Genomic DNA, 18,006 nt, shown 5'->3' with positions numbered 1-18,006 from the left:
GACCGCACGCTCACCGATTGCGACCTGACCACCGTCCGGCGCATCCATTCCCGCTATGAGCTGGGGATTCGAGCACCCGCACCCCATCGGCGAGACCGGCGTCCGAACCAGAGGGGACGGTTCCTTCGGTTTACCCCGAGCCACCGGACACCGGAGCAGCGTCAAGATCTCTGCACGATCGATCAACCACAACACACGAGAGGAACCATCCGATGGCCTACTTCAAGAACGCGACCGAGCTGATCGGTCGCACGCCACTGGTCCAGATCAACCGGCTCTACGGCGACAGCCAGGCGATCGTCCTGGCCAAGCTGGAGTACTACAACCCGGCGAACTCGGTGAAGGACCGGATCGGTGTCTCGATCATCGACGCCGCCGAGGCGGACGGCTCGCTGCAGCCCGGCGGCACCATCGTCGAGGGCACCTCGGGCAACACCGGGATCGCGCTGGCCTGGGTCGGGGCGAGCCGCGGCTACCGGGTGATCATCACGCTTCCGGAGACCTTCTCCAAGGAACGCCGGGCCGTGCTCCGCGCGCTCGGCGCTGAACTGGTGCTCACCCCCGCCGCAGATGGAGTCCCCGGCGCCAATGCGCGCGCCGAAGAGATCGCCGCCAGCATTCCGGGCGCGATCGTCGCCCACCAGTTCGACAACGCGGCCAATGTTGACATCCATCGGCGCACCACGGCCGAAGAGATCTGGGCTGACACCGAAGGCGCCGTCGACATCGTGGTATCAGGCGTGGGCACCGGCGGCACCATCACTGGTGTGGGCCAGGTTCTCAAAGAGCGCAAGCCGAGCGTGCAGATCTACGCGGTCGAATCGGCCGAGTCGGCTGTGCTCTCCGGTGAACCGAAGGGCCCGCACAAGATCCAGGGGATCAGCGCCGGCTTCGTGCCGAACATCCTGGACCGCAGCGTCATCGACGGGATCATCAAGGTGACCTCGGACGACGCGATCGAGTGGGCCAAGCGGGTGGCCAAGGAGGAGGGCCTGTTGCTCGGCATCTCGTCCGGCGCGGCCTTGCGGGCCTCCGCCGAGTTGGCCGCCGACCCGGCCAACGCCGGCAAGACCATCGTGGTGGTCACCCCGGACTGGGGCGAGCGCTACCTGAGCACTCCGCTCTATGCGGATCTGCTCGATTGAGCAAGGCCGGCGCCGCCGCGTCCCGGAGGCGCCGGCGTCCGGAACATCCTGGAAGGGAGGGACGAGATGGCTGAGAACGCCGTCGGCTCACGAATCCTGTTGGTGGCGCACGGCCTGCTGGCTGAGCCGGACGCGTCGGAGACCGCCGACGCCCTGACCGAATGGGCGGCGCGCGAGCGGGTCGCCCTGCGTCCGCTCCCTGTTCCCGCGTTCATGATGCGGCGGACGCCGGCGTCCGGACGCCCCGCTCCGCCCCAGGTGGCGGAGCGGCTCGCCGAGCTGGACGAGTTGGAGTCGCTGTTCGAACAGATCGCCGCTGAGTGCGCCGCGGGTAGCGAGGTGATCGGCCTGGTCATACCGGACGACCTGACCTCGAATCGGTCCGGACGTGCCTGGCTCGATCGGGTGCGGGCCATCGCATCCGGCATTGCACGACTCCAGCTGTCGGTCTGGCCGATGAACCGGGACGCTGTCGGCCTCCCGCTGGAGGTGGAGCCGGTTCGGTCGGCCTCCTGACCACGGGTATCCGGACGACTCCCGGTGAGCCGCGCCAGTAGGGTGGTGCCGGTCAATCAGGCCCTGACCGCGGGAGCGACGATGGTTTCGACGAGTTCGGTTTCGACAAGCTCAACCAGCAAGGGCGATCGGCACCTCGCCGACAGCCACGATCTGATCAGAGTGCGAGGCGCCCGCGAGAACAACCTGCGCGACGTCACGGTCGAGATTCCGAAGCGCCGGCTGACCGTGTTCACCGGAGTCTCCGGCTCGGGCAAGAGTTCGCTGGTCTTCGGCACCATCGCCGCCGAGAGCCAGCGGCTGATCAATGAGACCTACAGTGCTTTCGTGCAGGGTTTCATGCCGACCCTGGCCCGTCCGGAGGTCGACCTGCTCGACGGTCTGACTACGGCGATCATCGTCGACCAGGAGCGGATCGGTGCGAATCCGCGCTCCACGGTGGGCACCGTGACCGATGCCAACGCGCTGCTGCGCATTCTGTTCAGCCGCGTCGGCCAGCCGCACATCGGGCCGCCCAACGCGTTCTCGTTCAACGTGCCGTCGGCGTCCGGCAGCGGCGCAATCACCGTGAAGCGGGGCGAGAAGACCATCGCCGAGAAGGCGTCCTTCAGCATCTTGGGCGGCATGTGTCCGCGCTGCGAGGGACGCGGCAACGTCACCGACTTCGACCGCACCGCGCTGTACGACGAGAACAAGTCGCTCAACGAGGGCGCGCTGCTGGTGCCCGGCTATTCGATGGAGGGCTGGTACGGACGGATCTACCGCGGCTGCGGCTTCTTCGACCCGGACAAGCCGATTCGCAGCTACACCAAGCGCCAGCTGCACGACCTGCTCTACAAGGAGGCCACTCGGATCAAGGTCGACGGCATCAACGTCACCTACGAGGGGCTGATCCCGAAGATCCAGAAGTCGATGCTGGCCAAGGACGTGGACGCCATGCAGCCGCACATCCGGGCCTTCGTCGAGCGGGCGGTGACCTTCACCGACTGCCCCGACTGCGAGGGCACCCGGCTGGCGCCGGAGGCGCGCTCGTCCACGGTCGCCGGCGTCAACATTGCCGACGCCTGCGCGATGCAGATCACCGACCTGGCCGAGTGGATCCGCGGGCTCGACGAGCCGTCCGTGGCCCCGCTGCTGGAAGGCCTGCGGGACACCTTGGACTCGTTCGTCGAGATCGGGTTGGGCTATCTGTCGTTGAGCCGGCCGTCCGGGACGCTGTCCGGTGGCGAGGCGCAGCGCACCAAGATGATCCGGCACCTGGGGTCGTCGTTGACCGACGTCACCTATGTCTTCGACGAGCCGACCGCCGGGCTGCACCCGCATGACGTGCAGCGGATGAACGACCTGCTGCTGCAGCTGCGCGACAAGGGCAACACCGTGCTGGTGGTCGAGCACGAGCCGGAGACGATCGCGATCGCCGACCACATCGTCGATCTCGGACCGGGCGCCGGTTCGAAGGGCGGGCGGATCTGCTACGAGGGCACGGTGGCGGGGCTGTGGTCCAGCGACACCGTCACCGGACGCCACCTCGGCGACAAGGTGGGCGTCAAGGAATCGGTGCGGACGCCGTCCGGCGCGTTGCGCATTCGCGGCGCCACCGCCCACAACCTGCAGAGCGTGGACGTCGACATTCCGCTCGGCGTGCTGGTGGTGGTCACCGGGGTGGCCGGTTCGGGCAAGAGTTCGCTGGTGCACTCGTCGATCCCGCTCGCCGCAGGGGTGGTGTCGGTCGATCAGAGCCCGATCCGTGGCTCGCGGCGCAGCAATCCGGCCACCTACACCGGCCTGCTGGAACCGATCCGCAAGGCGTTCGCGGCGGCGAACAAGGTCAAACCGGCCCTGTTCAGCGCCAATTCCGAGGGCGCCTGCCCGGCCTGCAACGGTGCCGGCGTGATCTTCACCGATCTGTCGGTGATGGCGACGGTGTCCACCACCTGCGAGGCCTGCGAGGGCAAGCGGTTCCAGCCGGCCGTGCTCGAGTACCTGTTCGGCGGACGCAACATCGCCGAGGTGCTGGCCATGCCGGTGGCAGAGGCGGCCGAGTTCTTCGGCGCCGGCGACTCCCGTGTGCCGGCTGCGCACGCCATTCTCGGACGGCTGGCGGACGTCGGGCTCGGCTACCTGAACCTCGGCCAGCCGCTGACGACCCTGTCGGGTGGCGAACGGCAGCGGCTCAAGCTGGCCACCCACATGTCCACCAAGGGCGGCACCTACGTGCTGGACGAGCCCACCACTGGCCTGCACCTGGCCGATGTGGAGAACCTGCTCGGCCTGCTCGACCGCCTCGTAGACTCGGGCAAATCGGTGATCGTGGTCGAACACAACCAGGCCGTGATGGCGCACGCCGACTGGATCATCGATCTCGGTCCGGGCGCCGGGCACGACGGCGGCCGGATCGTCTTCGAGGGGACGCCGGCCGATCTGGCGACGGCGTCCACGCTCACCGGGCAGCATCTGGCCACGTATCTGAACAGCCGAGGCCCGGCGGCTCTAGGCTGACCCGCATGTCTGGCGTCGAGATCCGCGAGGTGGAGCGCTGGTTTCTGCGCCGCGGCTTCTCCGCGCTGCTCGATGGGACGTCGGTGCGGCGCCGTCGGGCGGCCCGGCTGGCGCGGGCGATGGCCACGGTGTTCGTCCTGGTGATGCTGTTCGACGTGCCGACGTATGCCAGCAATCCGTGGTTGTCGGTCGGGATCTCGGTGGTCGTCGTGCTGGCCAGCTGGGTGCTCGGCAACCTGCTGCGGCGGCGTCCGGTATTCGCCCTTCCCGACCGGGTCACCTGGTTGGAGCGGACCGTATTTCTGCTGATGCCGAGCCTGGTCGTGCTGGTCATGCCGCACGAGACGATCGTGGTCGACGACCTGGAGCTGCCTGGCGGAGTGCTGGCGGTGATCAGCGCAGCGATGCTGTTCGTGGTGCAGCTGGTGCTGTTCGGCTTCGTCAACCTGCTCGCCTACAGTGGGCTGATCGCGCTGGGGCCGTGGCTGTGGCGGCGGGTGGTGTCGTCCTTCCTGGCCGGCGGGACGGCGATCGGCCGCACTCTGCCGATGCTGCTCGGCGTGGTCGGTTTCCTGTTCTTCACCGGCGAGCTGTGGCAGGCGTTCGCGCGCCTGTCTTCGCTGGCCTACCTGCTGGCGCTGCTGCTGTTCGTCGGGCTGAGCTGGCTGTTTCTGCACACTCGCGCGCTCGATCTGGTCGAGTTGGCCCGCTTCGAGCAGCCCGGTGAGGTGGAGGCATTGGTCGAAGGGACGCCGCTGACGCATGGCCGGATCGACACCCCGGTGACCTGTCCGTTGACCCTGGAGCAGGAGAAGAACCTGCGGCTGGTGATGGTGATCTCGAAGCTGACCATCGCCACCGTGGTGGGGCTGGCGGTGTTCCTGTTCTTCGTGGTGCTCGGCCTGATCACCGTGGACGCCGAGGTGGTCGAGTCCTGGACGCAGGCGCCGCCGCAGGTGCTGCTGGGCTGGAGCAGCGAGTGGCACAGCTATGCGCTTACCGTGCAGCACCTGCGGGTGTGCGGATTCCTGGCGGTGTTCTCCGGCTTCTATTTCGCAGTCGTGTCGGCCACCGACCCGGTGTTGCGGGCGGGCCTGCGCGACGACGTCGAGGACGACATCCGGCAGGCCTGCGCGGCGCGGTTGATAGCGCTGCAGCTGTTCCCGGAGCAGCCGGGCAACGCCGTCCGCACGGTGGTGCGGGACAAGGACCCCGATCTCGAACCGGTGCCGCCGGCCGAGTGACGAATGATCAGTCCAGGTCGCGCACCAAGTTCCAGGTGACCGTGTCGGTCGTGATCGTCAGCTTGTCGGCGGTGCAGACCGCCTTCCCTGTGCCTTGCGGGGCGAGGACCGCGGCCACGTCCCGCATCGGGAGACTCTGGGTCTTGCCGCCCTGTGTCGCCTTCGCGGTTCCGGTGGTGTCGCCCAGGGTGAAGGTGAGGGCGTCCGAGGCGCCGGAGTAGGTTCCGCGGAACTCGCCGTCGATGCGCACCTGCCTGGTGCTCGTGCCGATGGTCAGTGTGATCGGACTGTCGTCGTCGAATTCGAACTCGTAGCGGCCGTTGCGAAATGTAGCGTCGACATCGGTGACCGTGCCCTTGCCCGATATGGAGTCGGAACTGGTCGCGGTGAAGCTGGTCGCCTTGTATTCCCCGGAGGGACAGGCGGCACCGTAGTCGGTGATCGTCGGACCCGGCGTCGGACCGGTCGACACCGGTGTCGGGTTGGTGGTGATCGCCGGCGGCGGCGCGGACGAGGGGGTGGTCCCGGCGCTGCATCCGACCAACAGCGCCGGGACGATCATGAGCAGGAAGAGGAGCGGACGGCGGCGTGGCATGCCGGGCAGCATACCCGCCGTCGTCGTCCGGTCAGGACGCTTCGGCGATCCGCCGGCGCAATGCCTCCAATTCCTCGGTGAGGGCCGCGGGCACCCGGTCGCCGAACTGTTCGAAGTACTCCTGCGTCAGGTCGGCCTCCTGCGCCCAAGCGGCCGGGTCGAGCGCGAACAGCTCGTCGAGTTGCTCATCGGTCAGGTCGAGTCCGTCGAGGTTCAGGTCGTCGCGGCGGGGCAGCCGTCCGTTGAGCGAGTCGACCGCGTCCACTTCGCCGTTCACCCTTCTCAGCGCCCATTCGATGGCGCGGGCGTTGTCGCCGAAGCCGGGCCACAGGAAGTGGCCTTCGTCGTCCTTGCGGAACCAGTTGACCTGGAACACCCGCGGCGCATGCTCGCCCAGGGTCTCGCCGATCCGCAGCCAGTGCGCCCAGTAGTCGGCCATGTTGTAGCCGCAGAACGGCAGCATCGCGAACGGGTCACGACGTAGCGAACCGACCGCGCCTTCGGCGGCGGCGGTCTGCTCGGAACTGACGGTGGCGCCAACGAAGACGCCCTGGCGCCAGTCGTAGGTCTCGGTGATCAGAGGGACGTTGTGCGCCCGGCGTCCGCCGAACAGGATGACGTCGATCGGGACGCCGGCCGGATCCTCCCACTCGTCGGCGATCGAGGACGCCTGATCGGCCCGCACCGTGAACCGGCTGTTCGGATGGGCGGCCTTGGCCGAGGAGTCGGGTGTCCAGTCGTTGCCCTGCCAGTCGATCAGGTGCGCGGGCGGCTCGTCGGTCATCCCCTCCCACCACACGTCGTCGTCGTCGGTGAGGGCCACGTTGGTGAAGATCGTGTCGTGATCGAGCGCAGCCAGGGCAGTCGGGTTGGTCTGCTCGGAGGTGCCGGGGGCGACGCCGAAGAAGCCGGCCTCGGGGTTGATCGCGTACAGGCGTCCGTCGGGGCCGGGGCGCATCCAGGCGATGTCGTCGCCGATCGTCTCCACCTTCCAGCCCGGAATGGTCGGACGCAGCATCGCCAGATTGGTCTTGCCGCAGGCGGACGGGAAGGCCGCGGTCAGGTGGTAGGTGCGCCCGTTCGGACCGGTGATCTTCAGGATCAGCATGTGCTCGGCCAGCCAACCCTCGTCGCGGGCCAGCACCGAGGCGATCCGCAGCGCGTAGCACTTCTTGCCGAGCAGGGCGTTGCCGCCGTAGCCGGAGCCGAACGACCAGATCTCGCGGGTCTCCGGGAAGTGGGTGATGTACTTCTCGTCGTTGCACGGCCACGGCACATCGGGACGCCGGTTGCCGTCGGCGTCGACCAGCGGATACCCCACCGAGTGTACGGCGGGCACCCAGTACTCGCCGGCGTTGATGTGGGCGAGTGCCTCGGCGCCCATCCGGGTCATGATGCGCATGTTGACCACTACGTAGGGCGAGTCGGTGATCTCGATGCCGAGCTTGGAGATGGTGCCGCCCAGCGGACCCATAGAGAACGGGACGACATACATGACGCGACCGCGCATGCAGCCGTCGAACAGTCCGGCCAGGGTCTGCTTCATCTGGCTCGGCTCGGCCCAGTTGTTGGTCGGGCCGGCGTCGGCCGGATTCTCGGAGCAGATGAAGGTGCGGGACTCGACCCGCGCCACGTCGGACGGCGTGGAGCGGGCCAGGTAGCTGTTCGGACGCTTCGCCTCGTTCAGCTTGATGAGCGTTCCGGCCCGGACCATCTCCCGATAGAGGCGGTCGCGCTCGGCCTCCGAGCCGTCACACCAGTAGACCTGGTCGGGCTGGGTGAGTTCTGCCACCCCGGCCACCCAGGTGATCAGGGCCTCAGGGGCGTTCGGCGGGGCGTTCTCGGCGATCTGGCGGGAATCGACCGGCATCACGGACTCCTTCTGCCTGCCACGCTGCAGGCGTTTGGTGCTTTACATCCATCCTGCCGTAGCGCCCGCCGTTCCGTGGCCGATGGCCGGACCTCGCAGGCTCGGTTGGACGCGCCCGCGACGATCAACTAAAGTTATCCGTCGGTGGTTCGGCAGCGTCCGGGCCCCACCCAAGCGCTCGTAGCTTAATGGATAGAGCAGCTGACTACGGATCAGCAGGTTGGGGGTTCGAGTCCCTCCGAGCGCGCTTCAGATCAATCGCCAACCCAGCTTGTCGGCAGCTCGCTTGTCGAAGGTGACGACTTCCGTACAACCCGCTGACGTGGCGGTTGCGTTGATGAGAGCGTCGGCGAAGTCGGCTCCCTGGCGCGCATGTGTGATCGCCGATCTCATTGCCGCTGAGTTTTCTGTGCGAATCTCATCAGCAATATAGAGAGCGGCTAAGTTTTCCACCACCTCGGTACGCCCGAGGCTGTAACCGCGAGTCAGTACCCAGTAGACTTCCGCCCAAACGATGGTCGCCACGAAACCCGGTGTCTCATCGCTAAGCTGGTCGATGATTGCCTCTGCACGTGAGGTTTGATCGGGATCGTCTCGGACGAGATAGCGAACGATCACGTTGGTGTCGAGAGCGATCATCGCATGGTGTCCTTCGCGCCGCTGGCGATCGCATTGTCCATGTCTTCAAGGGAGAGGGGTGGCCCGGAATAGCGCAAAGAGCCGGCCAGTGCCTTCACGGGTCGCCTCTCGCGATGCAGCTCGTAGAACCCTTCGGCGTTCATGAGGAACGACACACGGGCTCCGGGCTCGAGGCCAAGCTCGTCCCGGATGCTCTTGGGGATGGTGATCTGGCCCTTGCTGGTGACGGTTCCAGTGCTCATGCGCGTATCCTCCTTACCTCATGGTAAGGAAGGGTGGTCGAGGCTTCAACCCATCCCCGGCGCTCACGGCACGAGATCGGACGACGTCGGGTGCCTGGAGGTTGTCGTTGCGAGCCATGACGGCATGCTAGACCACTCCCGAGGATGATGCAAATAGGTAGGTCGCTATACCCATTCTCTCTACCCTAACCATGAAGATGACCCGTCCTCTCTTGGTCTGTCCGCTACCCTGACGAGCGAGCCGGGCCTCATTGCAGGATGGTCAGGGCGGACAGCTGGGCATCTCAGCCCCTCGACTCTCCCCGGCTTCGTTGGTCAAGGCCGGCACGCGCGGGCCTTGACCAAACCCCTCGTCTCGACCGCCGACTTGACTTGGCGGCGTCGAGCGGCATACTCCTCGCTATCTGTAGGCGTGGGCTCGCCACGAAAAGCGTGCGTTGGCGGTCGTCCGTGGTTGAGTCTCTAAACCTGAGTTCGCAGAGTGGCCATGGGTTGCGTCCCTTGAGGCTGTTCGGGTGATCACGTCGATTCCTAAGAAGAAGGTCAGGAACTTTCCCAACGCTCTCCACATTGATCCCTTCATGTGTCTATTATCAGTCGGTGTCGACTCCGGCAACTCGCCGGTGCTGCCTGATGAAGGCTGAGATTTAGGAGTTGCCCGTGGCCCTCACCCTTGATGCCCTCCACGATGCCGTGGCGGGAGGAACTGCCGGCGTCCGTGCGCGATTCGAACTCGAGCCCCTCGGTGGGCCCGGCGACAAGATCGCCCCACCTACCTATAGCGGGGACGCGGCTCCCACGAAGTATGCCGAAGAGACGAGGCGCATCGATGGCGCCGATGTCCGCTGCGTCTCGCTTAATTCGGTGGCGGCGCAGGCCAACACGATGGAGGAGACCCTGCTGGAGGCCGTCCGTGCGGGTCGGCTGGCATTGCCCCTAGTCTCGGTGGACTTCCGTGACTCGGAGGGCCTAGCGGATCTGGACCGGATCTCGTCGTTGCAGGCACCGCACCGGATTTTCGACGCCATCTTGCGGGACAGTCTGCTCGACGGCCAGCTGTTCCGGATGAGTCCGATCGGACGGGCGGTCACCGAGGCATCCGCTCGCAACGCGGAGGCGCTGTACCGATACTCGCCGGCCACCCTGATCTTCGGCGGCTGGGACTCGACGGGTCCGCGGGGCGGTCGGGGAGCGAAGTACGAGCGGGCGCTCACCTCGGAGATCGTCGGAATCGGGGCCATGCCCGGCACTCGCGCGGCCTCGCGGATCGACCCGCTCGGCATCGAGCTGGCGGGCAACACGCTCTATGCCACCGAGGACGGCTCCTGGACTCTCAACGAGGACGAGGCCAAGAAGGACAAGGGAAAGATCGTCCTCTACACCGGGTCGGGCGAGGGCGCGCCGGGGCGTCCCTCGCAGGTCAACCACGGCAATGTGACGCCGTCCCTCGACGCCCGCGCCGGCGGCGTGACCGTGGACCGGGTGGAGGCGATCACCGTGCTCTCCTTCATTCAGCTGCGGCGGCTCGGCTTCCCGTTGAACAGCAACGGCGAACAGCTGGGCGAGCGGCGACGTGAGGCCGAACAGGCCGCGCGGACAGCGCTGGCCGCGCTTGCCCTGGCCGCTGTGACCCTGTCGTTCGAGCAGGGCTTCGATCTGCGCTCGCGATGCGTCCTGGTGCCCACCGCCGACCTGGAATTCGACCTGGTCCGACGCGGGAGCGGCGGGTCCAGCCGGTTCAGCCTGACCGGCGACGAGGCGTTGGCGCTCACCGCGCAGGCGGTCGAGGCGGCGGCGTCCCACGGTCTGATCTGGCAGACCGACGAGGTCCTGCTGCGGCCTGCCGACCGGCTGGTCCAGTTGGTCCGGAACAGCCGTCCGGCCGGCAACGGCGGCGCGTAATGCTCGCGGTACAGGTCCGGCTGCTTGCCGGACGGTATGTCGCGACCCATTTCAACGACCGTGACCGGGCCGAGTGGCCGCCGCATCCCGCTCGACTGTTCGCCGCCGCAGTCGCGGCCTGGGCGGACAGTGATCAACCGGATCTCGACGAGCGTGCGGCGTTGCACTGGTGGGAATCGCTGGGCCCGCCGCAGATCGCCTGCTCCATGCCGGAGGACACCGCAGCCCGCTCGGTGGTCACCCACTTCGTTCCGGTGAACGATGCCACGGTGTTGTCGCGGGACGCCTCGGGTGTCTACGAAGACCTGACCGCGGCACTCGAGCTGGAGCAGGAGTCGATGGCGGGCGATCATCCCGATCTCCGGGCGCACCGGCGGGCACAGACCGCAGCCGCGAAGGCACAGGCGAGGGGCGTCCAGTTCAGTAGTTCGGGCAGGGCACCCGAGACTGGGCTGGGCGTTCTCCCGGAGAACCGGGTCCGGCAGGCCCGCACCTTCCCGAGTATTACCCCGGCCGACGAGATCGTCACCTTCACCTGGCCGGATGTCGTTCCTGAGCCGGCGCAACTGGACGCGTTGGATCGGGTTCTGGGACGAATCGGCCGTCTGGGCCACAGCTCGTCCCCGGTCGATGTGGCGATCATCGCCGAGCCCACGCGTGAGGCGTCCATGGTGCCGACGGAGAGCGGTGAGTTCAGTGTCCGGACGCCGACCACCGGGCAACTGGACTCGCTGATCGCGTCGTACGCCGACCACCAGGGGGTGGAGCCGCGCACCCTGCCGACGGGTGCTGCCGAGTACCGCAGGAACGAGCCTGCGCCGGTCGTGCATCGCGGCATCTTCGACGACCAGCGCTGGCTGCTGTTCGACCTGCATCCGCGGTGCGCGCTGACCCAGTCCGGGGAACTGACGCGGGCCCTCCGGGCGGGCCTGATGAAGCACGCGGCCCAGCCGGTGTCGCCGATGATCAGCGGGCATCGGCCGGGGTCGGACGGGTCGCCGACCGAGCCTGCCCTGGAGGCCCATGCGGCCTATCTGGCCTTGCCATACGTGGGTTCCGAGTACGCCGACGGATCCATTCATGCGTTGGCGGTGGTCTTGCCGCGGGAGGTCTCGCCTGACGATCGGGCCGCTGTCGCGCTGGCTGCCGCCCGGTGGCAGGAGGACGGCGGGCGACTCTGGTTCGAGCGGGGGAGGACGTTCGAGTTGCGTCCGCTGCGGCCGCAGGAGGCGTCCGTCACCGCTCGGCCCTCCACCTGGACGCGGCCTGCCACGCGGTGGTCGACGGTCACCCCGGTGGCGCTCGACCGTCATCCGGGCGACCTGGACAGCCCGAATCGCGCCAAGCGCGACAAGGCCGAGTCCGAGGCTCGGGAAAGCGTGGTCCGTGCCTGCCGGAACATCCGGCTGCCCGAACCGGTCGCGATCGATTTCCGCAACGACCCGCCAATCCGCGGCACCCGACCGCTTCGCGGCTTTCCTCCGTTCCTGGTTGGCGCGGGAAAACTCCGGAAACGCCTGGTCCACATCGATCTGACCTTCGGCGAGCCGGTCCAAGGGCCCGTGCTGCTGGGAGCAGGACGGTTCCTCGGTTGCGGCCTGCTCTGGCCCCACCCAGGATCACGGTCGTGACTTCGGCACCGCCGCCGGCGCTGGCCGCGCTCTCGACGTCCGACTTCGCGAGCTACTTCTCCGCGCTGTGGTCGAAGCCGGACGCGGCCCCGGTCGAGCCGTTTGCCTGGCAATCGGCTCTGGTGGAAGCCGCCCAGCGTGAACGGCGCTGGCCGGACCTGATCGACCTGCCCACCGGCACCGGTAAGACCAGCGCGATCGACATCGCGGTGTTCCTGCTGGCACTCGGTGCGGAAGAGCCCCCGGACAAGCAATGGCACCCCCGGCGGATCGCGGTGGTGGTCGACCGCAGGGTGATCGTCGACCAGGCCGCCGACCGGGCACGGGTCATCGCCACGAGGCTGGCCGAGGCTCAAGAAGGCGTCCTTCGGGTGGTCGCCGATCGGTTGCGGTCGTTGGCCGTCCAGCCTGATGGATCGGTTCCGGACGTCCCGCTGCGGCACGCCGTGCTGCGGGGTGGCATCGTCCGCGACGAGAGCTGGGCGCAGCGTCCCGATATTCCCGCGGTGCTCGCCTCCACCGTCGATCAGGTCGGGTCCCGGCTGCTGTTCCGCGGGTACGGGGTCTCGCGCGGCATGCGTCCCGTCCATGCGGGACTGCTCAGCCAGGACGTCCTCTATCTCCTCGACGAGGTTCATCTGGCGCGCCCCTACGCCGACACCCTGCAGGTGGTGCAGCGATACCGCGGATTGGGTTCGAAAGCGGGTGCGCTGCCCGATCGCTGGCAGCTCGTCCGGCTCAGCGCGACGGTCGACACAGACGTGGACTGGGCGTTCCCCGGCGCCGAGTTGGACACCGGTGGGCACCCAGTCCTGGAACGGCGGCTGGAGGCGTCCAAACCCGCGACCGTGGAGCTGGTCACGACACCTACCGACACGGTCAAGGCGCAACAGAAGCTGGCCGCCGTCTGCGCTGCGCGGGCCGAGGCCCTGGTGAAACAGGGCGCCCGTGCGGTGGCCGTCATCGTGAACCGGGTGGCAACGGCCGGTTATGCCTATGCGGCACTGACGTCACGCGTTGCGCGAGGTGACGAGTGCGACGTGCGACTCATCACCGGACGCATGCGGACCGTCGATCGCGACGCGGTGCTCGCCGAGATTCAGCCGCGGGTCGAGATGGGCCGGGAACGCCGCGCGACTGATCGTCCGCTGATCCTGGTGTCGACCCAGAGCATCGAGGCCGGAGCAGATTTCGACCTGGACGCGATCGTCACCGAATGCGCCAGCCTCGACGCGCTGCGCCAGCGGTTCGGCCGCGTCGACCGCGACGGTCAACTGGCGCAGACAGGGCAGCCGTACGGGTCGGTGATCCTCGCGTCGCAGCGGGACATCGCGACCACCGAGGCGGACCCTGTCTATGGAAATGCCTTGCGGGAGACCTGGTCGTGGTTGTCCAGCCTGCCCAAGGTTGACTTCGGACTGCGTCGCCTGGAACTGCCCCCTCCGGCCCGGCACGCCCTGATGCTGCCGCCGGTGCAGCCCGCGCCGCACCTGCTGCCGAGCCACCTCGATCGGTGGGTCCGGACCTCTGATTACGGGGTGGCCGCCGATCCCGAAGTAGCGCAATGGCTGCATGGGATCAAGGCCTCGGACGCCCTGAGCGACGTCTCGGTGATCTGGCGCGACGACCTCGATGAGGCGTTGTTGCACAGAGTTGTAGAGCTGTGGCCTGACGACCAGCTTGCCAACCGGGTTGCGGCCCGGGTGAATGCGTATCCGCCGACGGCAGCCGAAGCGCTGCAAGTACCGGTGGTCAGTGTGCGACGCTGGCTGCGAGGCATCGTCGACGATCCGATGCTGGCGGACGCCTGGGCTGCGCACGAGGTCGACGATGGCCGACAAGCCGATGATCGCGCGGTCGTTCGGTGGCGCGACGAAAAGGCGGAGACGATTCGGCTCAGCGCTATCCAGCCTGGTGACACCATTCTCGTGCCCTCGACCCTCGGTGGCCTGTCCGGGAAGAACTGGAATCCGGCCGCCACGGACGACGTCCCCGATGTCGCTGTTGAGGCGTCCGGAACGAGACGGACGATAGTCCGGTTGTCACGGACGCTCGACCATCGGCTACGCGCCAAGGCGGGGGAGAAAAGGCCGTTGTCTGACGAGACGTCGGCCGGCGGCGAAGGCGCGGACGGCGAGTTGCTCCCATTCCCCGATCCGCGGTCGCTCGAGGAACTCGCGATCGACGAGAAGCGCGCGGTCATCGAGGCGTATGTGGTCGATGCGAGGGCTCGCGTCGACGTGCCCACGCGGGCGGTACTGGACAGACTGCTGAAGGCGCCGAGGTGGTTCGTGCAGTCCTTTGTCGAGCAATGGGTCTCTGGCGAGGTGCGATCGTCGTATGTGCTCACCGCACGGGTCGCGAGTGACGCCGGGGTGTCAGGCGGCGTCTCTACCGACGATGACGGACGCGATAGCACGTCATTCCCCGAAACCAGAGAAGGTCGGGTACTGCTCACCGACCATCTTGACGGTGTCAGGCGTTGGGCCGAGTGTCTCGGCCGGAATCTCGGCCTGCCGGATTCGGTCGTCGCCAGTCTCGGAGCGGCCGGACAGGCGCACGACCTAGGCAAGCTCGATCCTCGATTCCAGCTTTGGATGCACAGTGGCGATGACGTCTCCTATCAGGCGGACGAGGTTCCGCTCGCCAAGTCGCTGGAGACGAATGCGCGCTGGGAACGGGATCGAGCGCGGCAGCGCAGCGGCTATCCGCTCGGCCAGCGCCACGAACTGTTGAGTCTCCACCTGCTTCCGCTGGACGGGCTGGTGGACGCCGACCTCGTCCGGCACTTGGTGGCGACCCACCACGGTGGCGGCCGCTATCGATTCGGACCGCAGAGCGATCTTCCCGAGGTGGCTGTTGCCTTCACGGTGGGGGACCTCGCTGTCGCCGGCCACACCCTGCACGGGTTGGACCGGCTGGACTCGGGCGCGTCCGATCGATTCTGGAATCTGGTCCGCAGCTGGGGATGGTTCGGTCTGGCCTGGCTGGAGGCCGTGCTCCGGCTCGCCGACCATGAGGACAGCAGGACGCCGGCGACGGCAGAGCGCGCACGGAGGCAGCCATGACCGAGATCGCGCTTCCCGCACTGCGCGGACGCAATCCGCTCGGGCTGTTTGCCGCCCTCGGCGTTCTGGACGTCGTCTCGCACGCGTTGCCCGATCGCGCCATCACGTTGCACTGGACGGAGGGGCTCGAACCTCATGCGGTGCTGGGTGGGGCGGATTCCCTCGAGCAGATCATCGATCTGTGCGATCAAGACCGGGAACGTTGGGCAAGTTCACCGGTGCTCGCCTGGGGCCCGGACGGTGTCCCCTTGGACGACCTGAAACCGTCGCTGCCCGACCTGCGGCAGTGGATCGAGGTGACGGCCGCCACCTATTGGAAAACCGGTGACGATCGCGACATCGCGCTGCTCACCGGGCTGGTTGCCGAGGGTGCGGCCGCCGGCAAAGGTGATGCGAAACCGACCCATTTCCACTTCACGGCGGGCCAGCAGAAATTCCTGGTGATGGTCCGGCTGCTACAGCGAGAGGTCACCGCCGAGCATTTCCGGGAGGCTCTGGTCGGGCCGTGGAGCTATACGTCCACGCTTCCCGTCCTTGGTTGGGACGCTCGTGGCGAACGGGTCTGGGCGCTGCGCGGTTTCAATCCTTCCGGTGACAAGAAGCGCGGCGTGCCCGGTGCGGACTGGCTGGCCTTTCTCGGCCTTCGGTATTTTCCGGTCGCTCTCCACACCGACCGACGCGGCGTCGTCCAACTGGCGACCACAGGCTGCGAGCTCGGATGGAAGAGCGGCAGCTTCAGTTGGCCGCTGTGGGGCGTCCCGCTGACATCCGACGTAGTGGCGTCGCTGCTCGCGGATACCAGGATTCTGCTGATGGCCGCGCATAGCCGCCGGCGTCTCGGAGTGACGGAGGTCATGACGGCCGGTATCAGGCGAAGCGATCAGGGCGGATACGGCAGCTTCGGGCCGCCCAGCCCGGCGGGAGTTGCCGGACGCCAGCCTGCCAGGAATGGGAAGACGCTGACCAGGTGATGTGATGGACGAGCCGCTCGAACCCGACCCGCTCCCGGACCTGCTTCCGGCGAGGATGCTCAACGAGTTCGTCTACTGTCCGCGGCTGTTCTATCTCGAATGGGTCGATCATCGGTGGGCCGACAACGCGGACACTGCGCAAGGTCGGTTCGTTCATCGCGGGGTGGATAGAGACGGCCCGCCGATGCCGCCGCCCGAGGCTGTCGAAGAGATGCAACGGGCGCGTTCGGTTCAACTCGAAGATCAGCGACTCGGTGTGGTCGCCGTGATCGACAGGGTGGATCACAGCGACGGCACGGTCTCGCCGGTCGACTTCAAGAAAGGTTCACCAGATCCCGACGGACGTGCCTGGCCGGCCGATGAGATGCAGGTGTTCGTCCAGGCCGCAGTCCTGCGAGGTTCCGGCTACCTGGTGCGCGAGGCGATCATCTATTACGTCGCGACCAACCAACGCGTCGTCATTCCGGTACCCGAAGATGTGGAGGACCGGGTACTCGACACCGCGCTGGCGGCCCGCGAGATCGCGGCCCAGGCGCGTCCACCCTTGCCGTTGGTGGATTCTCCGAAGTGTCCACGCTGTTCGCTGGTGACCCTATGCCTTCCGGACGAAGTCAATCGTTCGCTGCAGCGCACCGAGTTGCCGCCACGACGGATCGTGCCCCGCGACCCGGACCATCGGCCGGTGTATGTGACCGAGCAGGGTGCCTACGTGGGGGTCAAAGGCGGACGCCTGGTGGTCCGGTTCAAGCAGACCGAAATCGCCAGTGTCCGCCTGATCGATGTTGCGCAGCTGTGTGTCTACGGGCATGTCCAGGTCTCAACCGAGGCGCTGGCCCGGTTGTGGACGCAAGGGTCGCCGGTCCTCTGGTTCAGCTACGGCGGGTGGCTCAACGGTTGGGCGCAAGGCGAACCGCACCGGTATGTCGAACTGCGCCGCCGCCAGATCATCGTGCACGGACAGGGAGGTCTCGGTATCGCCGGCGCGATGCTGGCCGGAAAGATCCGAAATGCCCGGACGCTGCTGCGGCGAAACAGTCGTGAGCCAATTCCCCATGCGGTGATGGAGACGCTCAAGGCCATGGAGCGCCAGGTGACGACAGCCACCACCGTGGGTTCGATGATGGGCTACGAAGGCACTGCCGCACGGACGTACTTCAGCCAGTTCACCTCGATGCTGAGCGACCGAGAGTCCGACATCGCCCTGAGCTTCTCCGAAGGGGGACGCAACCGTCGCCCGCCTCGAGATCCGGTGAACTGCCTGTTGAGCTTCGTCTACGGACTGTTGTTGAAGGATCTGGTCGCGGTCTGCCTTGGCGTGGGACTCGATCCGTTCATCGGCATCCTGCATGCGCCGCGTTTCGGACGGCCATCGCTCGCCCTCGACCTGGCGGAAGAATTTCGGCCGCTGATTGCCGACTCGGTCGTGCTCCAGGTACTGAACAACGGCGAGGTGAAGCGGACCGACTTCCTCTCCCGATCACGGGGAGTGATGCTGACTCCGGAGGGTCGACGGACCGTGATCGCTGCGTACGAACGACGCTTGGAGATGACTGTGCGCCACCCGCAGTTCGGCTACCAGATCTCCTATCGCCGTGTCATGGACGTACAGGCGCGGGTGCTGGCCGCCGTCATGATCGGTGAACTGCCCGCCTACCGAGCGATGACGACGCGGTGAGTCATGGCC

General features: G+C 67.2%; 13 protein-coding genes and 1 tRNA gene. 10 read left to right on the top strand and 4 right to left on the bottom strand.

The window, feature by feature from the left end; translation table 11 throughout:
- Positions 1 to 212: 212 nt before the first annotated feature.
- The 4 genes from cysK (at position 213) to QM619_RS01250 (ending at position 5,404) form a co-directional block, all read left to right on the top strand.
- Positions 213 to 1,145 (top strand): cysteine synthase A, encoded by a 933-nt coding sequence (gene cysK, locus QM619_RS01265; protein ID WP_415103488.1) that lies wholly within the window; start codon positions 213 to 215, stop codon positions 1,143 to 1,145.
- 66 nt (positions 1,146 to 1,211) lie between these two features.
- Entirely contained in the window at positions 1,212 to 1,661 is a 450-nt protein-coding gene (locus QM619_RS01260) for a hypothetical protein (RefSeq protein WP_415103486.1), read from the top strand.
- Positions 1,662 to 1,742: 81 nt separating this feature from the next.
- Positions 1,743 to 4,160, top strand: coding sequence for an ATP-binding cassette domain-containing protein (locus QM619_RS01255; RefSeq protein WP_415103921.1), 2,418 nt, complete (start codon positions 1,743 to 1,745; stop codon positions 4,158 to 4,160).
- 5 nt (positions 4,161 to 4,165) lie between these two features.
- On the top strand, positions 4,166 to 5,404 hold the full coding sequence (locus QM619_RS01250) for a hypothetical protein (protein WP_415103484.1): 1,239 nt from the start codon (positions 4,166 to 4,168) through the stop codon (positions 5,402 to 5,404).
- 7 nt (positions 5,405 to 5,411) lie between these two features.
- Here the strand turns inward: QM619_RS01250 and QM619_RS01245 are convergent, their stop codons facing one another.
- Positions 5,412 to 5,999 (bottom strand): hypothetical protein, encoded by a 588-nt coding sequence (locus tag QM619_RS01245; RefSeq protein WP_415103482.1) that lies wholly within the window; start codon positions 5,997 to 5,999, stop codon positions 5,412 to 5,414.
- A gap of 31 nt (positions 6,000 to 6,030) precedes the next feature.
- The gene (locus QM619_RS01240) at positions 6,031 to 7,869 is read right to left on the bottom strand and encodes a phosphoenolpyruvate carboxykinase (GTP) (protein WP_415103480.1); all 1,839 of its coding nucleotides are present in this window, start codon (positions 7,867 to 7,869) and stop codon (positions 6,031 to 6,033) included.
- Positions 7,870 to 8,043: 174 nt separating this feature from the next.
- Here QM619_RS01240 and QM619_RS01235 point away from each other — a divergent pair.
- Positions 8,044 to 8,116 (top strand) — tRNA-Arg (locus QM619_RS01235).
- A 2-nt stretch (positions 8,117 to 8,118) separates the two neighbouring features.
- Here the strand turns inward: QM619_RS01235 and QM619_RS01230 are convergent.
- Positions 8,119 to 8,508 (bottom strand): PIN domain-containing protein, encoded by a 390-nt coding sequence (locus QM619_RS01230; RefSeq protein WP_415103478.1) that lies wholly within the window; start codon positions 8,506 to 8,508, stop codon positions 8,119 to 8,121.
- Positions 8,505 to 8,750, bottom strand: a complete 246-nt coding sequence (locus QM619_RS01225; protein WP_415103476.1) for an AbrB/MazE/SpoVT family DNA-binding domain-containing protein — start codon at positions 8,748 to 8,750, stop codon at positions 8,505 to 8,507. Before QM619_RS01225 ends, QM619_RS01230 begins: the two co-directional genes overlap by 4 nt.
- A 660-nt stretch (positions 8,751 to 9,410) precedes the next feature.
- Between QM619_RS01225 and cas7u the strand changes: the two genes are divergently transcribed.
- The 5 genes from cas7u to cas1 are packed head-to-tail and all read left to right on the top strand — an operon-like array spanning position 9,411 to position 17,997.
- Positions 9,411 to 10,652, top strand: a complete 1,242-nt coding sequence (gene cas7u, locus QM619_RS01220; protein ID WP_415103474.1) for a type I-U CRISPR-associated RAMP protein Csb1/Cas7u — start codon at positions 9,411 to 9,413, stop codon at positions 10,650 to 10,652.
- On the top strand, positions 10,652 to 12,283 hold the full coding sequence (gene csb2 / locus QM619_RS01215; protein WP_415103472.1) for a type I-U CRISPR-associated protein Csb2: 1,632 nt from the start codon (positions 10,652 to 10,654) through the stop codon (positions 12,281 to 12,283). Before cas7u ends, csb2 begins: the two co-directional genes overlap by 1 nt.
- Positions 12,280 to 15,351 (top strand): type I-U CRISPR-associated helicase/endonuclease Cas3, encoded by a 3,072-nt coding sequence (cas3u, locus tag QM619_RS01210; RefSeq protein ID WP_415103470.1) that lies wholly within the window; start codon positions 12,280 to 12,282, stop codon positions 15,349 to 15,351. Before csb2 ends, cas3u begins: the two co-directional genes overlap by 4 nt.
- On the top strand, positions 15,348 to 16,322 hold the full coding sequence (locus QM619_RS01205) for a hypothetical protein (protein ID WP_415103468.1): 975 nt from the start codon (positions 15,348 to 15,350) through the stop codon (positions 16,320 to 16,322). The genes cas3u and QM619_RS01205 overlap by 4 nt, the downstream gene beginning before the upstream one ends.
- A gap of 4 nt (positions 16,323 to 16,326) precedes the next feature.
- Positions 16,327 to 17,997, top strand: coding sequence for a CRISPR-associated endonuclease Cas1 (gene cas1 / locus QM619_RS01200; protein ID WP_415103466.1), 1,671 nt, complete (start codon positions 16,327 to 16,329; stop codon positions 17,995 to 17,997).
- The last annotated feature ends 9 nt before the right edge of the window (positions 17,998 to 18,006 follow it).

It is taken from the genome of Micropruina sp. (genome assembly GCF_047606665.1).
Classification (GTDB): domain Bacteria; phylum Actinomycetota; class Actinomycetes; order Propionibacteriales; family Propionibacteriaceae; genus Micropruina.
The sequence above is the reverse complement of the archived record's forward strand: the minus strand, read 5'-3'. Positions and strand labels throughout refer to the sequence as shown.